Here is a 16,209-nt window from a genome sequence, read left to right as displayed (position 1 = left end):
CTCCAGTGCGTCAAAGGTGGGGGAGAATGGTAGATCAGTCGCGCAGCAAGTCTGAAATCTCTTGCGTGCGGCTTTCCAGCAGTGCGGCGTCGCCGCGCGTTTCCACGTTCAGCCGCAGCAGCGGCTCGGTATTGGAGCTGCGCAGGTTGAAGCGCCACTGGCCGAAATCCGCACTGATGCCGTCGGTGTAGTCCAGTTCGGGCGACAGGTCGGCGTAGTGTTCCATCACGCGGGCGACCGATGCCTTGGCGTCGGCGACCTTGAAGTTGATTTCGCCGCTGCAGGGGAACTTCTGCATGCGTGATTCGACCAGATCGGCCAGCGAACGACCGGACTGCGACACCAGCTCGGCGATCAGCAGCCACGGAATCATTCCGGAATCGGCGTAGGCAAACTCGCGGAAGTAATGATGCGCACTCATCTCGCCGCCATACACGGCGTTTTCGCTGCGCATTTTTTCCTTGATGAAGGCATGGCCGCTCTTGCACAGCACCGGAATGCCGCCGGCTTCTTCGACCTGCTCGACAGTGTTCCAGGTCAGACGCGGGTCGTGCACGACTTTGCCGCCCGGCTGCTTGGCCAAAATGGCCTGCGCCAGCAAACCGACCAGGTAATAGCCTTCGATGAAGCGGCCGGTGTGATCGAAGAAGAAGCAGCGGTCGAAATCGCCATCCCATGCGATGCCGAAGTCAGCGCCGTGTTCCTTGACCGCCTTGGCGGTGGCAGCGCGGTTTTCCGGCAGCAGCGGGTTCGGAATGCCGTTGGGGAAATTGCCGTCCGGCTCATGGAACACGCGCACGAATTCGAACGGGAGGTGCGGTGCAAGCAGATCCACGATCAGGCCCGCACCGCCGTTGCCTGCGTTGACCACCAGCTTGAGCGGCTTGAGCGTGCTGCGGTCGACGTAGCTGAGCAGGTGCTCCAGGTAGGCAGTCTTGTCGGTGCGGCTCTGCTCGCTTGCGGTGGACTCGCCGGCTGCAGCAGTATCGGCAGCGACCGTGTCGCGGATCGCGAACAGGCCAGTATCGGAGCTGATCGGCCGCGCTTGCTCGCGCACCAGCTTCATGCCGTTGTAGTCCATCGGATTGTGGCTGGCAGTGACCATCACGCCGCCGGCGGCCTTGAGGTAATCGGTCTGGAAATAGACCTCCTCGGTGCCGCACAGGCCGATGTCGATCACCTCGCGGCCGCTGGCGCGCAGGCCTGCCGACAGCGCTTCCTGCAAGGCCGGGCTGGCCAGACGCACATCGTGGCCCAGGACCACAGGCCCTTGATCCAGCTGCGCCGCCAGTGCCACGCCGATCCGACGGGCCAAGTCCTCGTTGAGTTCATCCGGCACGCGGCCGCGAATATCGTAGGCCTTGAAGGCGGGTAGCGTCATGGGCAATTCCTGAAGTGGGGGACACCCGAGTTTAGCGGGTGCGCCGTGTCTTGGGTGTGGCGGAATTGCGACCGGGGACAGGGAACAGTCAGCGGATAGAATGGCCGTTTCACATCAGCGAGGTGAGGGCGGTGATGCGCAGCAATGAAGAGGGTAAGGCAGGCGGTAAACGCTATGCCGATGCGACGACGGCGCTGGATGGCGTGTTGGCCGATGGCCAGACGCTGGCGGTGGGCGGCTTTGGTTTGTGCGGGATTCCCGAAGCCCTGATCGCTGCCGTACGCGACAGCGGGGTCGGCGGATTGACGGTGATTTCCAACAACGCCGGCGTCGATGGATTCGGGCTTGGTCAACTATTGGCCACCCGGCAGATCCGCAAGATGATTTCGTCCTACGTGGGCGAAAACAAGGAATTCGAGCGCCAATATCTGGCTGGCGAGCTCGAGCTTGAGTTCAATCCGCAAGGCACCCTGGCCGAGCGCCTGCGTGCAGGCGGTGCGGGAATTCCCGCGTTCTACACCGCCACCGGCTACGGCACCATCGTGGCCGAGGGCAAGGAGACCCGCGAATTCGACGGCAAGCACTACGTGATGGAAACAGCGCTGCATGCCGATGTTGCGCTGGTCAAGGCATGGCGCGCCGACACCGCCGGCAACCTGGTGTTTCGTAAGACCGCGCGCAATTTCAACCCGGCCTGCGCCATGGCCGGTCGCATCTGCATTGCCGAGGTCGAAGAGATCGTGGCGCTTGGCACCATCGATCCGGACCACGTGCATCTGTCGGGGATCTACGTCGACCGACTGGTGCTCAACACGGCGCCGGAAAAACGCATCGAACAGCGCACCGTGCGCGAAGGACAGCAGTAATGGCCTGGACCAGAGATCAGATGGCCGCACGCGCGGCGCGCGAATTGACCGACGGCGCCTACGTCAACTTGGGGATCGGCCTGCCGACGCTGGTGGCCAATCACATCCCCGACGGCGTGGACGTGTGGTTGCAATCGGAAAACGGCCTGCTCGGCATCGGCCCGTTCCCCACCGAAGATGAAGTGGACGCGGACCTGATCAATGCCGGCAAGCAGACGGTGACTGCGCGTGCCGGTGCCAGTTACTTCGGCAGCCATGACTCGTTCGCGATGATCCGCGGCGGCCATATCGATCTGGCGATTCTTGGTGCGATGCAGGTCACCGACCGCGGCGATCTGGCCAACTGGATGGTGCCCGGCAAGATGGTCAAGGGCATGGGCGGCGCGATGGATCTGGTGGCCGGCGTCAAACGCGTGGTGGTGCTGATGGAGCACGTGGCCAAGGATGGCAGCCACAAGATCCTGCCTGCGTGCGACCTGCCATTGACCGGCGTGGGCGTGGTCGACCGCATCATCACCGACCTGGCCGTGTTCGATGTCACCGCCGACGGATTGGTCTTGGTGGAGGCTGCCGATGGGGTGGGGCTGGAGGAGTTGCGCGCCAAGACTGGAGTGGAGTTCAAAGCCGCATAAACAATCAGGGGCCGATATGGCCCCTGATTTCTACAGGTTCTGGTAGTTCGGCCCCGAACCACCCTCCGGGGTGACCCAGGTGATGATCTCGTAGGGGTCCTTGATGTCGCAGGTCTTGCAGTGCACGCAATTGGCGGCGTTGATCTGCAGGCGCTTGCCGCTGGGGCTGGCGGTGTCTGCGACCATTTCGTAGACATTGGCCGGGCAGAAGCGGGTGCAGGGGTTGTCGTACTCTTCCACGCAGCGGGTGGCGCAGACATCGGTGTCCAGGACTTTCAGATGCACCGGTTGGTCTTCGTCGTGCTCGGTGGCGGCGAAGTAGACCGCTTGCAGGCGGTCACGCGGGGCCAGTTCGCGGGTGACGTAGTCGCGCTTGGGTTGCTCGTACTCGCCGAGCTTGTGCAGCGCCGACCAGTCCGGTTTGTTCTTCAGGGTCCAGGGCGAGGCGCCCTTGAGTGCGGTTTCCCAGGCGGCATTGAGCAGGCCGAACCACAGCCCTTTCTTGAAGCCGGGTTTGATGTTGCGGACTTCCTTCAACTCGGCCATCGCGTCCGAGGCGCGCAGTTTTGCATCGAAGCCCTGCGGGGCCAGCTGCGATTGCACCAGGTGTTCGGCGGCGAGCATGCCGCTACGAATCGCCTGATGGGTGCCCTTGATCTTGGGCACGTTGAGCAGGCCGGCGGTGTCGCCGATCAGCAGCGCACCGGGCATTTCGACTTTGGGTAGCGACTGCCAACCGCCGGTGACGATGGCGCGCGCGCCGGCCGACAGGACGCTGCCGCCTTCCAGCAACGACTTGATCAGCGTGTGGTTTTTCCATTGCTGGAAGGCTTCCCACGGCTGGTACTTCGGGTCGCTGTAGTCCAGTCCGCTGACGTAGCCAAGCGCGATCTGGTTGTTGTCCAGGTGATACAGAAAGCTGCCGCCGTAGGTGCGGTTGTCCGCAGGCCAGCCGATGGTGTGCACGATCTTGCCGGGCGTGACGCGGCCTTCGGGCACCTGCCACAGCTCCTTGATGCCGATGGAATAGCCCTGCGGGTCGCTGTCTGCGGTGAGGTCGAAGCGCTTGAGCAGGCGCTTGGTCAGATGCCCGCGCGCGCCTTCGGCCAGCACGGTGACCTTGGCGCGGATATCGATGCCGGCGGTATAGCCGGGCTTGTGCGAGCCGTCCTTGGCCACGCCCATATCGCCGATGCGCACGCCCACCACCTGGCCGCTGTCGTCGTGCAGCGTTTCGGCGGCGGCAAAGCCGGGGTAGATTTCCACGCCCAGCGCTTCGGCCTGCGGAGCGAGCCAGGCGCACATCGCGCCCAGGCTGACGATGAAGTTGCCGTGGTTGCGCATGCCCGGCGGTACCACCGGGAACTTGCGTGCGCTGTCCTTGCCGAGGAACCAGAATTCGTCGTCGGTGGCGGCCACGCAGATCGGCGGCGGGTTATCGCGCCAGCCGGGTAGTAACGCGTCCAGCGGGCCGGGTTCGATCACCGCGCCGGAGAGGATATGCGCGCCGATGGTGCTGGATTTTTCGATCACGCACACACTCAACTCTGGGTTGAGCTGCTTGAGCCGGATCGCGAACGATAGCCCGGCCGGACCGGCACCGACGGTGACGACGTCGTATTCCATGACGTCGCGCTCGACCGTCTCTGACGCTTGCGCGCCGATTCCCGCTTCCGACATTGCTCCGCTCCCGTTGGCTCGATGGCTGGGGCGTATTTTCCGGGATTGCATGTGATGGCGGCAAATCGCGTTGATTCATCCGCGTCTGCGGGCGTGCTCCGGCGCGCGCATGCTAGCGTTTGCGCATGAAATTGCGCGTTGCATTGCCGGGAGCTCAGATCCATTGGTGTCGTGGCTGGTTGCAGGCCGCGCAGGCCGATGCGCTGATGCAGGCGTTGCTGGAACAGGTGCAGTGGGAGGTGCATCGCATCCGCATGTTCGGGCGGGTGGTGGATTCGCCGCGTCTGAGCAGCTGGATCGGCGATCCGGACGCCAGCTATCGCTACTCGGGCACGCAATTTGCGCCGCAGCCGTGGCTGGAGGCGCTGCAGCCCGTGCGCGCCCGTCTGCAGGATGAAGCCGGTTGCCCATTCAACAGCGTACTGCTCAATCGCTACCGCAGCGGAGCCGATGCAATGGGCTGGCATAGCGACGACGAGCCGGAGCTGGGCGCGCAACCGGTGATCGCATCGCTCAGCCTGGGGGCGGCGCGACGGTTCGCCTTCAAGCATCGCGACGATGCGGCATTGAAGCAGACGCTGGAACTCGGCCACGGCGATCTGCTGTTGATGGCCGGCGAGACCCAGCAGCATTACAAGCATGCGCTGCCGCGCACTGCGCGCCCGGTGGGGGAGCGCATCAACCTGACCTTTCGTCAAATCGGGGTGCGCGTGTTCCAGCGATAAGAGCGGCTCACATAACGTAGCGAGCGCTCGCCTGGTGGTGAGTGCGGTGGTTGTGTCGTCTGCATCTTGGTGGATGCAGTCAGAAGCCCTGGTCAAACGCTGAGTGGGTTGAGTGGCGGTGCCCTCACCGCTCGCGGGACACGCCGTGAACCCGTCCCTGGGGGCTCGGTGGCGGCATCCATGCCGCCACACGGTCCCGCAAGCGGTGAGGGCACCGCACCAGAGGGTTGATCGGTAGCTTCTTAAAGCCCTGCACACCGACGATCTCGACTGGCCCTTGCCCGCTCACCGTCGTAGGACCTTACGCGGCATGGATGCCGCGTAAGCGCTGACAAGGACGTACTTGCAGCGCGTCCCGCGAGGGTGGGCGGGCAAGGGCCTTGCAGCGAGCCCGCAGATCAGCCGCCTTGCGGCAGCCAACAGGCGGGCGCGGCCGGTGCAAGGAGTCGGTATGTCCCACTCGTAAACTCCGGTTCCACGCGTTGTCCGCACCCACCTAACGACTGCTCACTAGGTGTTGTCAGCAGCTCTAAATCCGTCGCTTGCGCTTACAACGAACGCGGCAAGTTCTGGCTGTCCTGTTGCCCGGTGGTCAGCGTCCAGCCAACCAGCTCGGTGGTGACCTGGGTCAGTGCCTGCTCGAAGGCGACGGCCACCGCAGCGGTGTCGGTGCTGGCGGACGGGCGTGCGACCAGGAAGGTGCGCGAGGCGGCCACGCGTTGATCGGACGAATGCAGCAGCTTGGCGTTGAGTTCGATGGTGGCCGAGGGCACCGACTGGCCGGCGTAATCGGCTTCGAAGCGGCGCACGTCGATCGCCAGCTTGTAGTCCGAGCGGATACCGGCACCGATGCGCGCAACCCCCGCGATCTTGCCGGAGTCTTCGAACGCACGCACCACGCTGTCTTCCAGCATGTCGGTGGCCGGTTGCGCCCAGCCGGCGCCGTGGTAGACCTGCACTTCGCCCGGGGTCGGGCGCACGTTGATGCGCGGGCTGTCGATGATGCGGGCAGCGCTCGGCTTGGCGACCGACAGCTGCCAGGTCACCTGCGGCCAGGTGGGATTGGGCGTGACGCGCACGGTGGGGGCGTAGATCGTGGCCGGCTTCTGGTCGCCACCGGTCAGGACCGAGCAGCCGCCCAGCGCCAGCAACGAGACGCACAGCAGGGGACGCAGCAGGCGCATGGCAGTCATTTCGGTTCGAACTCCTTGGGTGCGTCGCGGCCAAGCAGGTAGCGCGCAGGGTTGTTGTCCAGTTTGTCGCTGACCCGGCGCAGGTCACGGATCAGGCCGCGCAATTCGGTCAGTGTCGGTCCGAGCTGGCCCAGGCCATCGTTGGCAAAACTGTTGATGGCTGCGCGGTTTTCGCCAAGGATGTTGTCGGCGTTACCGGCGGCCGAATCCAGCTTGACCAGGGTTGCGTCCAGCTTGTTCAAGATGCCCGGCAGCTGCTGCACCAGGTTCTGATCCAGCCGCTTGATGGTGCCGTTGGTGGTGGTCAGGGTGGTGTCCAGATTGCGCGCGGCATCGCGCGCGCTGACGATCAGCGCCTGCATGCCCTCGTCGCGGTCGGCGATGCCGCCGCTGATCTTTTCCAGGTTCTGCAGCGTGGCCGAAATACTGGCCACGTTCTTGTCGGAGAGCATTTCGTCCATGCGCTCGACGATGCGGTTGGCGGTGTCGGTGATGTTCTGCAGCGCCGAGGGCGTGGTCTGGATGATCGGCGCATCGCTCTTGTCGATGGTGGTCAGCGTCGGCGCCTCGGGCGTGCCGCCGGAGAGCTGGATGATCGACGGGCCGGTCAGGCTGGTGATGGCCAGCTTGGCGCGGGTATCGCTCTTGATCGGTGTGGTGGAGTTGACGCGCACGTGTGCGACCACTTGGCGCGGGTCGTTCGGGGCCAGCGTCAGTTCGGTGATCGAGCCTACCGCGATGCCGTTGTATTGCACCGGGCTGCCGACCGACAGGCCGGTGACCGCCTCGCGGAACACCACGCGGTACTGCTGCCAGGTGCGATCGGAGGAGTACTTGGCGGCCCACAGACCGAACAGCAGCAAGGCCAGGCCTGCCACGATGGTGAAGGCGCCGATCAGGACGTAATTGGCTTTTGTTTCCATGCTCAGGCGGTCTCGGTGGAGTCGGTCTTGGCCGCGCGCGCGGCGCGGGCGCGCGGACCGTGGAAATATTCCTGGATCCAGGGGTGATCGATCTGCTCGACCTCGGCCAGCGGCGCGTTGGCGATCACCTTGCGATCGGCCAGCACCGCGATGCGGTCGCAGATGGCGTACAGCGTATCCAGGTCATGGGTGATCAGGAACACGGTCAGGCCCAGCGCCTGCTGCAGCGTTCGGATCAAGCGGTCGAAGGCGGCCGCGCCGATCGGGTCCAGCCCGGCGGTGGGCTCGTCCAGAAACAGCAGCGGCGGGTCCAGTGCCAGCGCACGCGCCAGGCCAGCGCGCTTGCGCATGCCGCCGGACAATTGCGAGGGCAGCTTGTCCAGCGCATCGGCCGGCAAGCCGGCGAGCTTGATCTTCAGCAGCGCCAGTTCGAAATACCAGCGCTCCGGAAACTCGCCGTGGTGTTCCTTCAGAGGCACCTGCACGTTCTCGCCAACGGTCATCGACGAAAACAGCGCGCCGTCCTGGAACAGCACCCCGGTATTACGGGTGATGTGCTGGCGGTCGACAAAACGCCCGGAGCGCGCATCCGCACCCAGCACCTGGATGCTGCCGGCATCCGGCTCGCGCAGGCCCAGGATGCTGCGCATCAACACCGATTTACCGGTACCCGAGCCGCCGACCACGCCCAGGATCTCGCCGCGGCGTACGTCCAGGTCGAGTTCTTCGTGCACGACCTGGCTACCGAACCGGTTGGTCAGCCCGCGCACGGAGATCGCCAGCTGGTCGTCGTCCTCCGTCTCTGTGCCGGGATTGGCGACTGGGGATTCGAGATTGGTCACAGCACAACACTCCCACATCTCAGGGCGCCGACAGCGCTGCTGCCTTGCACGACTCCCAAACCCCGACGATCGAATCTCGGCTCCATCACCACCCCATCTTCATGAACCACAACGCCGCAATCGCGTCGAGGATGATGACCAAGGAAATCGTCTGCACCACCGACGAGGTGGTGCGTTCGCCCACCGACTGCGCGGTGCCACTGACCTTCAACCCTTCCAGGCAACCGATCAGGCCGATTACCAGCGCAAACAGCGGTGCCTTCGACAAGCCGACCAGGAAGTGTCGCAACTGGATGGTGTCGTGCATGCGCGCCAGATACATCTGCGGCGGGATATCCAGATCGAATGCGCCTACGGTGACGCCACCGGCCAGGCCGGCGATCATCGCGATGAAGGTCAGCAGCGGCAGGGTGAAGATCAGCGCCAGCAGACGCGGAATCACCAGCAGGTCGATCGGGTCCAGCCCCAGCGTGCGGATGGCATCGACCTCTTCGCGCGATTTCATCGCGCCGATCTGCGCCGTGAACGCGCTGGCGGTGCGCCCGGCCAACACGATTGCGGTCAGCAGTACCGCAAATTCGCGCAGGAAGGCGATGGACACCAGCTCGACCACGTAAATTTCCGCGCCGAAGTCGCGCAGGATCGTCGAGCCCAAAAACGCGATCACCGCGCCAACCAGATACGACAGCAGCACCACCAGCGGCACCGCATCCAGTCCGACCTGCTCCATGTGGTGCACGGTGGAGGTGAGGCGGAAGCGGCGCGGCTCGTGGATCAGCCGCATGATCTTGACCAGGTTTTCGCCCAGAAAACTGTTGAGTTCCAGAATGCCCTGGCCGACGCCGTGGGTGGTGCGACCCAGGCGGTCGAGTGCGGCGACAAAACCGTAATCGCGCTTGGGCTTGGGGCGCTCGTCGTTGAGTTCTTCGATGGTGCACACCAGCGCCTGGTGTTCATCGCGGAAATCGATGGCGTCTTCTTTCAGCCCCATGCGGCCGGCGAAGCGCAACAGTTGCAGCACGCCGGCCGAATCCAGTTGCTGGATGCCGCGCGCGTCGATGCGACGCACCCCGTCGGGCACCGCTTGCAGCAGTTCGGCCTGGGGCAGGGCGGTCGCCAGGACCCAACTGCCGGCGAGTCGGACCTGTGCCTGATCCTGCGAGTCTTGTTCGATGCGTGGAGGTTGCGGTTTGATCATTGGGTGGCCTGTCCGTGGCGCCAGCATACAGGGCCGGTGTGAGCGAATGATGGGGGCGCCTTCGCTGCGACGGCCTTGGATGGACGGAGGGCGCGCCGGCCACGCGCGCTGCGGCATACACTGACGTCCTCGCCGCACGGCGTTTTTCCGATCCGACCCGCCACGCATGTCCGCTGCCACCGTCGTCCTCCCGTCCGCCAGTGCCACCTACGCCCAGCGCGTCGCCTTTGTGTCGGAAATCGCCGGGCGTCTGCATTCCTATGGCACAACAGCGCAGCGCCTGGAGGCTGCGGTGATCGGGCTATCGCAAAAGCTGGGGCTGGATTGCGAGCCCTGGTCCAATCCCACCGGTATCATCTTGAGCTTCAGTGACCCGACCAAGGCGATCGGTTCCAGCGACATCACCCGCGTGATCCGGCTGGCACCGGGCGAGAACGATCTCTACAAGCTCAGCGTGGCCGATTACGTGGCCGACAGTGTGGCCAACGGGCGCATGAGCATTGCGCAGGGCCACACCGCGCTGCGCCGCCTGGACCGTGAAGTCGATCGGCGCGGCAAGACCTTGCAGGTGCTGGCCTTCGGTCTGGCCGCGGCCGGCGTGGCCGGGTTGTGGAAGTTGCCCTGGCTGGATATCGCCACCGCTGGCGCGATCGGCATGTCGATCGGCCTGCTGACCCAATACACCGACAAGCGCGCCGCCACCAAGGAAGCCGGCGAGGCGCTGGCCGGCCTGCTGGCTGGCGTGGTCGCCGCGCTGGTGGCATCGTTGGTCGGGCCGTTGAATCTCAATACGGTGATCATTGCCTCGCTGGTGGTGCTGCTGCCAGGCATGTCGCTGACCAATGCATTCAACGAGCTGGCCAGTCAGCACTGGGTCTCCGGCACGGCGCGTCTGGCCGGTGCGGTGACCACGGTGCTCAAGCTCACGGTAGGCGCCGTGATCGCGGTGACGCTGACCCAATTGGTGGGCTTGCACCCCCAGGTGGCTGCCTTGCGTCCGCAGGCCGGCTGGGTGGAATGGGCGTCGTTGCTGGTGGCCGCTTATGCGTTTGCGGTGTTGTTCAAGGCCAATCGGCGCGATTATTTATGGATCATGGCCGCAGCGATGTCCGGTTATGTCATTGCGCGTTATGCCGGGCATGCCTGGGGTGGCCCGGCCGGAGTATTTGCCTCGGCCATGGCATTGACCGCCGCCGGTAATCTGTTTGGGCGGGTGGTGCACAAACCCGGTGCGCTGATTCGATTGCCGGGCATCATCATGCTGGTTCCCGGTAGTGTCAGCCTGCGGGGTTTTTTGACCCTGGTGCAACAGCAGGATGTCAGCGTCGGACAAGCCGCATTGTTGGCGGTCACCAATATTGTGATGGCATTGATGGCCGGTTTGCTGTTTGGCAATTTGCTGATTCCAGCGCGCAAGAATTTATGAGCGGCCAGAAAATCACCCAATAAAAACGCCGGCATTGCCGGCGTTTTTATTGGTCTGGATCAAGCGGCCTTGGACTTCTTGGTGGCGCGCTTGGTGACCGTTTTACGTGGCGCGGCCTTCTTTGCCGATGCCTTCTTTGCACCGCCACCGATCTTGCTGATCAGGAAGTCTTCCACCTTCTTGCCAGCAGCGGTCAGTTCGGCCAGCCAGCGCGGCTGCTTGCCGCGACCGGTCCAGGTTTCCTGAGTATTGGACGGGTTGCGGTACTTCGGTGCAACCTTGCCCAGCTTGCGGCCAGCGCGCGGACCCGGCTTGCTGGCAGCGGCCGGACGACCCGGGCCGGCGCTGGCGGCGGTACCAAACAATTCTTCGATGGAATAACCCTGCGCTTTCGCCGCGCGGGTCAGCTGCGTGCGGACCTTGGCGATCGGGGCGCGCTTGGCAACCACGGTCTGCTGCTTCTTTGCATTTTTGATCAGTGCGCCCAACTGCTTGGCCGACAGGCCAGAAAGATCGATCGACATCGCGACTCCGGAAGATTGAGAGAGAAAGAATGCCGATCCTTGGCAGCGGCGGCCATCATAATGTCAGAAAACCCGCATGACAAATGCGCCGAAATAATTCGGCGCATTGTGTTCATCCGATTGGAGCGGAATTGCCCTGTTTGATCAGCACCCCAAGCGGGAGAATAATCCGGCCTTATCCAGGTTTTCTGCCGATTCGGCGGTGCGGGCGCGATATTCAAATGTGCCGGCTGCCAATCCACGTTCCGAGACGACCACCCGATGCGGAATGCCCAATAGTTCCATATCGGCAAACATGGCGCCCGGACGCAGACCGCGGTCATCCAGTGCGGCATCGAGACCGGCGGCGATCAATTCGTCCAGCAACGCCTGGGCAGCAGCGACCACCTGGGCGTCCTGCTTGGGGTTGATCACGCACACCACCACCTGCCACGGCGCCATCGGTGCCGGCCAGACAATACCGGCCTCGTCATGGTTCTGTTCGATTGCCGCAGCCACGATGCGCGAAATGCCGATGCCGTAACAGCCCATCTTCATCACCGCGACCTTGCCGTTTTCGTCGATGACGGTGGCCTGCAGCGCCTGTGCGTACTGGCTGCCAAGCTGGAACACGTGTCCCACTTCGATACCGCGGGCCAGACGCAGCTCGCCGCCATCGGCGGCGCGTTCGCCGTCGATGACGTTGCGCACATCGGCCACCGTCTCCGGCTCTGGCAGATCACGGCCCCAGTTGACGCCGACAAGGTGGGCGCCAGGTACATTGGCGCCGACCACGAAATCGGCCATGGCCGCGACATCGCGATCGGCCACCACGCGCACCGGGCGGGCGGTCTTCAGCGGTCCCAGGAAGCCCGGCTCGCAGCCGAGGTGGTCGCGGATTTCGGTCTCGTTGGCCAGACGGTAGTCGGCCAGGCCGGCCACCTTGCCCAGCTTGATCTCGTTGACCGCGTGGTCGCCGCGCACCAGCACCAGCACGAAGCCGGCGCTGGTCATCACCGCCACCGACTTGACCGTGCGCTGCAACGCGATGCCCAGCAGTTGAGCGACGTCTTCGCAGGTCTTCTGGGTGGGCGTTTCGATTTGGCGCATGCTTTCGGTCGCTTCCGGACGCGGACCCGGCAGCGCGGCGCTGGCGGTTTCCACGTTGGCGGCGTAATCGGAGGCCGTGGAGAACGCCAGCGAGTCTTCGCCGGAGTCGGCGATGACGTGGAATTCCTGCGAGGCATCGCCGCCGATCGCGCCGGAGTCGGCCTGCACCGCGCGGAACTCCAGCCCCAGGCGGGTGAAGATGCGGGCGTAGGCCGCACGCATGTTGTCGTATTCGCGCGCCATGTCCGCATCGGTGAGATGGAACGAGTACGCGTCCTTCATCAGGAACTCGCGCGCGCGCATCACCCCGAAGCGCGGGCGGATTTCATCGCGGAATTTGGTCTGGATCTGATAGAAATTGAGCGGCAGCTGCTTGTAGCTGTTGATCTCCTGGCGCGCGAAGTCGGCCGCAGCTTCTTCGGCGGTGGGGCTGTAGCAGAACTCCTGCTGCTTGCGGTCGCTGATCTTGAGCAACTGCCCGCCGAACTTTTCCCAACGCCCGGTGGCGTCCCACAGCTCACGCGGCTGGATGGTGGGGAACAGCACCTCCACGGCGCCGGCGCGGTTCATTTCCTCGCGCACGATCGCCTCGACCTTGCGCAGCACGCGCAGGCCCAGCGGCGACCAGGTGTACAGCCCGGAGGCCAGCTTGCGGATCATGCCCGCGCGCAGCATCAGACGGTGGCTGACCAGCTCGGCGTCGGCCGGGGTTTCCTTGGTGGTGTGCAGGTGGAACTGGGAAAGACGCATCGGGCTTCGCTTGGGCGGAAAGCCCATAGTTTGCCAGTGTCGCGCCCTGCCGGTCATGGCCGCATACCCGCGCGGCGGGGGATGGATGCGTTCGGCTTGCCTGGTCAGGCGGTCGTAACGCTGGATCGTCGGCCTGCGGTGTGAGCCCGACCACAGTCCTGGAAGCGAGGTCACGCCGCCCTCGAAACGCACCGCGCCACCGCCGCGGCGCGTTTTGTCACTGCCCAGCGGCGTGACGGCCGCTCACGCTGTCCAGCTCGAACTCAGGTGGCCGGGCCGCCGCCAGTCGCTGCCGGCTTGCAATAGGCCTTGGCGGCGGCTTCGGCCAGATTGCGCTGCGCGGCACGGGCATCCGGGTCCAGCGGGGTGCCGGGCTTGCCGTCGGTGCCGGCGCCCATGGTGACCTCGCCCTTGCCGCTGAGCAGCTCCAGGTTGCGGCGTGCGGTGAGGCAGTCGGCCGATTCCGGGGTGGCGGTCTCTGGCGCGGCGATGGCCGCAGTGCCGCTGCGCGCGTCGATCCGGCGCGATTCGTAGCGCTGGCCGGTCGGCGGCGGGGTTTCGGTGTAGTGGGTCACGCCCTTGGCGTCCTTCCACTTATACAGATCGGTAGCGCCTGCAGCGGCGCTGACCAGCAGCAACAGGGCGCAAAGCCCGGACGACAGGTGCATGTGGCTTCCCCTGGATGATTCCCGCCGCGATTGCAGCATCCACGGCCCGCGCTGGCAAGTGAGCGCACCGCAGGATGCGGGCGCGCTACCGCCGGACGGACCTCAGGCCCTACACTTGTCGGATGGATGAAATGAGACCGCCCCCGCGCTCGCGCACGATTTACCTGCTGCCGAACCTGTTCACCACCGCCGGGTTGTTTTCCGGTTTCTACGCCATCATCGCCGCCGCCAATGGTCAGTTCGTCCAGGCGGCGATGGCGGTGTTCGTGGCGGCGGTGATGGACGGGTTGGACGGCCGGGTTGCGCGCCTGACCAATACCAGCAGCGAATTCGGCGTGCAGTACGACTCGCTGGCCGATCTGGTCAGCTTCGGCATGGCCCCGGCGCTGGTGATGTATCACTGGTCGCTGTCGGCGCTGAAATACGACAGCAACGTGATGGGACGGGTCGGCTGGTCGGCCGCGTTCCTGTATGCGGCCTGCGCGGCGCTACGGCTGGCGCGCTTCAATACCCAGGTCGGCGTGGTCGACAAGCGCTGGTTCATCGGTCTGGCCAGCCCGGCAGCGGCCGGGCTGATGATGTCCTTCGTCTGGGCGTTCGCTGACGACAGCCTGGGCTTCGACGGCGAGCAGCTGCGCTACGTGGCGCTGGCAGTCACCGTGGTGTCGGCGCTGTTGATGGTCAGCCGGATCCGCTTCTGGAGCTTCAAGGGCGGCGCGCGTGGCCCGCGTGCCGACCGCGTGCCGTTTCTGGCACTGGCGGTTGCCACGGTGGTGATTGCGCTGTTGGTGATCGACCTGGCGCGGTCGCTGCTGGTGATCGGCGTGCTGTATGCGTTGTCCGGCCCGATGATGTGGCTGTGGCGGCGTTGGCGGCGTGTCCCCGAGCTTCCATGAGCCGACGTCCATGAGCGAGCCAGCGCACGAACCGGTGTGGTCGGACCTGCAGGTGTCGTGCCTGCAGGCGATGGGGCACACCGTGTATCTGGATCGCGACACAGCCGATGCCTTGCCTGCGCCGGTTGAGGAGGTCGATCACGCGCCGGTGTCTGCGCCAGTGCGTGCGCCGCGTGTCGCGCAAGCGGCTCCGGCTGCTGCACCGGCGGCGCGTCGCTCGGCGCCGACTGCGCCGGCCGAGTCGCGTGCGTCTGATGCACGTTCGGCAGCTGCGCCGCAACGGCGTGGCCGCGTTGGTCTGCCCGACCGTTTGCAGATGGCGTTGCTGCGCGCGTCCGGTTGCAACCCGGGCGACCCTTCGACACAAGCCTTGATGGCCTCCTGGCCGCTGGCCGACTTGCGCGGCAATCCGGCCGCCAAGCGCGCGCTGTGGCCGCAGCTGCGCGCGCTGCGTCGCCGTCAGGACCCGGCGTGAGCGCAATGAACGCCCCGCTGCCCGCGCCACTGCGTGCCATGCGCGAAAGCGATCTGGACGCGGTGATGGAGATCGAGCAGCGTGCCTATCCGTTCCCGTGGACGCGCAGCATCTTTCGCGATTGTTTGCAGGCGGGCTACCCGGGTTGGGTGATGGAGCAGGGCGGCCAGGTCATCGGTTACGGCATCATCAGCATCGCCGCCGACGAGGCGCATGTCCTCAACGTCTGTATCGCGCCGGAAGCGCAATCGCAAGGACACGGGCGCGTGTTGTTGCGCGCCTTGATCAAGGGCGCCTGCGACCGCGGCGCGCGACGCGCATTTCTGGAAGTGCGCCCGTCCAATCCTTCGGCGATTGCGCTGTATCACTCCGAAGGCTTCAACGAGATCGGGCGGCGCCCGCGCTACTACCCCTCCAATACCGGACGCGAAGATGCGTTGGTGATGGCGATCGAGTTGTTCTTCGAAGGGTTTTCCTGAGCGCTGCGGCAGCCTCGCCTTCGCGGGCTGCCCATCATCGAATCGATTGCAGGTAATGATCGCGCGCATGGCGTTGTGCGTGCGTGGATGGGTGCGCGCGTATGACAAACATGGGCTTGCTTGCGCACAGGCTGCTGTGGACAGCCGATAACGTCTGAAAGATGCACGCGTATGTGTTGACTGTGTGCGCAACCAGCGCCACGTGGCGTGTGCTCTTGAACACACAGCAACGCCAATAGCTCCATCGATTGACGCTTGGTCTTGGATCACGATGTCTTGCGCATGGCTCGCATCACGCAGTGCGTGTATGCAGATGTATCGCTCAGTTAATCGCCTGCGTCATGCCTGTTCTACGTGCGCTAGGCGATTGTGCACCGCACCTCGCACGTTCGTGTCGGTTCCCGCTTGCCGGATTGCGTGCGTGCCGACGCATCAAGCGCATGTGCGTCTTGCACGCGCTAT

Annotated in this window: 16 protein-coding genes and 1 other RNA gene; 8 read left to right on the top strand and 9 right to left on the bottom strand. The window is 64.8% G+C overall.

Going from position 1 to position 16,209, the window contains the following annotated elements; all coding sequences use genetic code 11:
* Window positions 1-34: 34 nt before the first annotated feature.
* Window positions 35-1,381 (bottom strand): phosphohexomutase domain-containing protein, encoded by a 1,347-nt coding sequence (locus tag ACZZ0O_RS01725; RefSeq protein WP_463592044.1) that lies wholly within the window; start codon window positions 1,379-1,381, stop codon window positions 35-37.
* Window positions 1,382-1,515: 134 nt separating this feature from the next.
* Here ACZZ0O_RS01725 and ACZZ0O_RS01720 point away from each other — a divergent pair, with 134 nt between their 5' ends.
* Together ACZZ0O_RS01720 and ACZZ0O_RS01715 are read left to right on the top strand one after the other, a co-directional pair.
* On the top strand, window positions 1,516-2,247 hold the full coding sequence (locus ACZZ0O_RS01720) for a CoA transferase subunit A (protein WP_463592043.1): 732 nt from the start codon (window positions 1,516-1,518) through the stop codon (window positions 2,245-2,247).
* The gene (locus ACZZ0O_RS01715; protein ID WP_115554614.1) at window positions 2,247-2,879 is read left to right on the top strand and encodes a CoA transferase subunit B; all 633 of its coding nucleotides are present in this window, start codon (window positions 2,247-2,249) and stop codon (window positions 2,877-2,879) included. Before ACZZ0O_RS01720 ends, ACZZ0O_RS01715 begins: the two co-directional genes overlap by 1 nt.
* 30 nt (window positions 2,880-2,909) lie before the next feature.
* Here ACZZ0O_RS01715 and ACZZ0O_RS01710 read toward each other — a convergent pair whose 3' ends face one another.
* Window positions 2,910-4,559 carry an electron transfer flavoprotein-ubiquinone oxidoreductase gene (locus ACZZ0O_RS01710; RefSeq protein WP_463592042.1) on the bottom strand — a complete coding sequence of 550 codons (1,650 nt, stop codon included), beginning with the start codon at window positions 4,557-4,559 and terminating at the stop codon, window positions 2,910-2,912.
* 125 nt (window positions 4,560-4,684) lie between these two features.
* On the opposite strand from ACZZ0O_RS01710, the gene ACZZ0O_RS01705 reads away from it, so the two are divergent.
* Together ACZZ0O_RS01705 and ACZZ0O_RS01700 are read left to right on the top strand one after the other, a co-directional pair.
* On the top strand, window positions 4,685-5,284 hold the full coding sequence (locus tag ACZZ0O_RS01705) for an alpha-ketoglutarate-dependent dioxygenase AlkB family protein (RefSeq protein ID WP_463592041.1): 600 nt from the start codon (window positions 4,685-4,687) through the stop codon (window positions 5,282-5,284).
* Window positions 5,285-5,735: 451 nt separating this feature from the next.
* Window positions 5,736-5,810: non-coding RNA, sX9 sRNA (locus tag ACZZ0O_RS01700), on the top strand.
* Window positions 5,811-5,832: 22 nt separating this feature from the next.
* Here the strand turns inward: ACZZ0O_RS01700 and ACZZ0O_RS01695 are convergent.
* From ACZZ0O_RS01695 to ACZZ0O_RS01680, 4 genes are all read right to left on the bottom strand, one after another.
* The gene (locus tag ACZZ0O_RS01695) at window positions 5,833-6,477 is read right to left on the bottom strand and encodes an ABC-type transport auxiliary lipoprotein family protein (RefSeq protein WP_115528921.1); all 645 of its coding nucleotides are present in this window, start codon (window positions 6,475-6,477) and stop codon (window positions 5,833-5,835) included.
* A complete protein-coding gene (locus ACZZ0O_RS01690) occupies window positions 6,474-7,400 on the bottom strand; it encodes an MlaD family protein (protein ID WP_055848166.1) in 927 nt (308 codons plus the stop codon). The genes ACZZ0O_RS01695 and ACZZ0O_RS01690 overlap by 4 nt, the downstream gene beginning before the upstream one ends.
* Before the next feature lie 2 nt (window positions 7,401-7,402).
* Window positions 7,403-8,242, bottom strand: a complete 840-nt coding sequence (locus ACZZ0O_RS01685; RefSeq protein ID WP_323514764.1) for an ABC transporter ATP-binding protein — start codon at window positions 8,240-8,242, stop codon at window positions 7,403-7,405.
* An 85-nt stretch (window positions 8,243-8,327) separates the two neighbouring features.
* Entirely contained in the window at window positions 8,328-9,440 is a 1,113-nt protein-coding gene (locus ACZZ0O_RS01680; protein WP_055848169.1) for an MlaE family ABC transporter permease, read from the bottom strand.
* A 166-nt stretch (window positions 9,441-9,606) separates the two neighbouring features.
* Between ACZZ0O_RS01680 and ACZZ0O_RS01675 the strand changes: the two genes are divergently transcribed.
* Window positions 9,607-10,866, top strand: coding sequence for a threonine/serine exporter family protein (locus ACZZ0O_RS01675; RefSeq protein ID WP_055848172.1), 1,260 nt, complete (start codon window positions 9,607-9,609; stop codon window positions 10,864-10,866).
* 59 nt (window positions 10,867-10,925) lie between these two features.
* Here the strand turns inward: ACZZ0O_RS01675 and ACZZ0O_RS01670 are convergent, their stop codons facing one another.
* The 3 genes from ACZZ0O_RS01670 to ACZZ0O_RS01660 all read right to left on the bottom strand — a co-directional run bounded on the left by ACZZ0O_RS01670 (window position 10,926) and on the right by ACZZ0O_RS01660 (window position 13,897).
* Window positions 10,926-11,390 carry an H-NS histone family protein gene (locus ACZZ0O_RS01670; RefSeq protein WP_055848175.1) on the bottom strand — a complete coding sequence of 155 codons (465 nt, stop codon included), beginning with the start codon at window positions 11,388-11,390 and terminating at the stop codon, window positions 10,926-10,928.
* 144 nt (window positions 11,391-11,534) lie between these two features.
* Window positions 11,535-13,229, bottom strand: a complete 1,695-nt coding sequence (locus tag ACZZ0O_RS01665; protein ID WP_463592040.1) for a proline--tRNA ligase — start codon at window positions 13,227-13,229, stop codon at window positions 11,535-11,537.
* Between the two features lie 263 nt (window positions 13,230-13,492).
* Window positions 13,493-13,897, bottom strand: coding sequence for a DUF4124 domain-containing protein (locus ACZZ0O_RS01660; protein WP_161964733.1), 405 nt, complete (start codon window positions 13,895-13,897; stop codon window positions 13,493-13,495).
* Window positions 13,898-14,019: 122 nt separating this feature from the next.
* On the opposite strand from ACZZ0O_RS01660, the gene pssA reads away from it, so the two are divergent.
* The 3 genes from pssA to rimI are packed head-to-tail and all read left to right on the top strand — an operon-like array spanning window position 14,020 to window position 15,747.
* Window positions 14,020-14,793 carry a CDP-diacylglycerol--serine O-phosphatidyltransferase gene (gene pssA, locus ACZZ0O_RS01655; protein WP_055848184.1) on the top strand — a complete coding sequence of 258 codons (774 nt, stop codon included), beginning with the start codon at window positions 14,020-14,022 and terminating at the stop codon, window positions 14,791-14,793.
* Window positions 14,794-14,803: 10 nt separating this feature from the next.
* Window positions 14,804-15,268, top strand: coding sequence for an alanine acetyltransferase (locus ACZZ0O_RS01650; protein WP_463592039.1), 465 nt, complete (start codon window positions 14,804-14,806; stop codon window positions 15,266-15,268).
* Window positions 15,265-15,747: a ribosomal protein S18-alanine N-acetyltransferase gene (gene rimI, locus ACZZ0O_RS01645; RefSeq protein WP_055848190.1), complete on the top strand. Its 483-nt coding sequence runs from the start codon at window positions 15,265-15,267 to the stop codon at window positions 15,745-15,747. The genes ACZZ0O_RS01650 and rimI overlap by 4 nt, the downstream gene beginning before the upstream one ends.
* Window positions 15,748-16,209: the final 462 nt, after the last annotated feature.

It is taken from the genome of Xanthomonas sp. AC360 (assembly GCF_979258225.1).
This window is presented reverse-complemented; position numbering and strand designations above follow the sequence as displayed.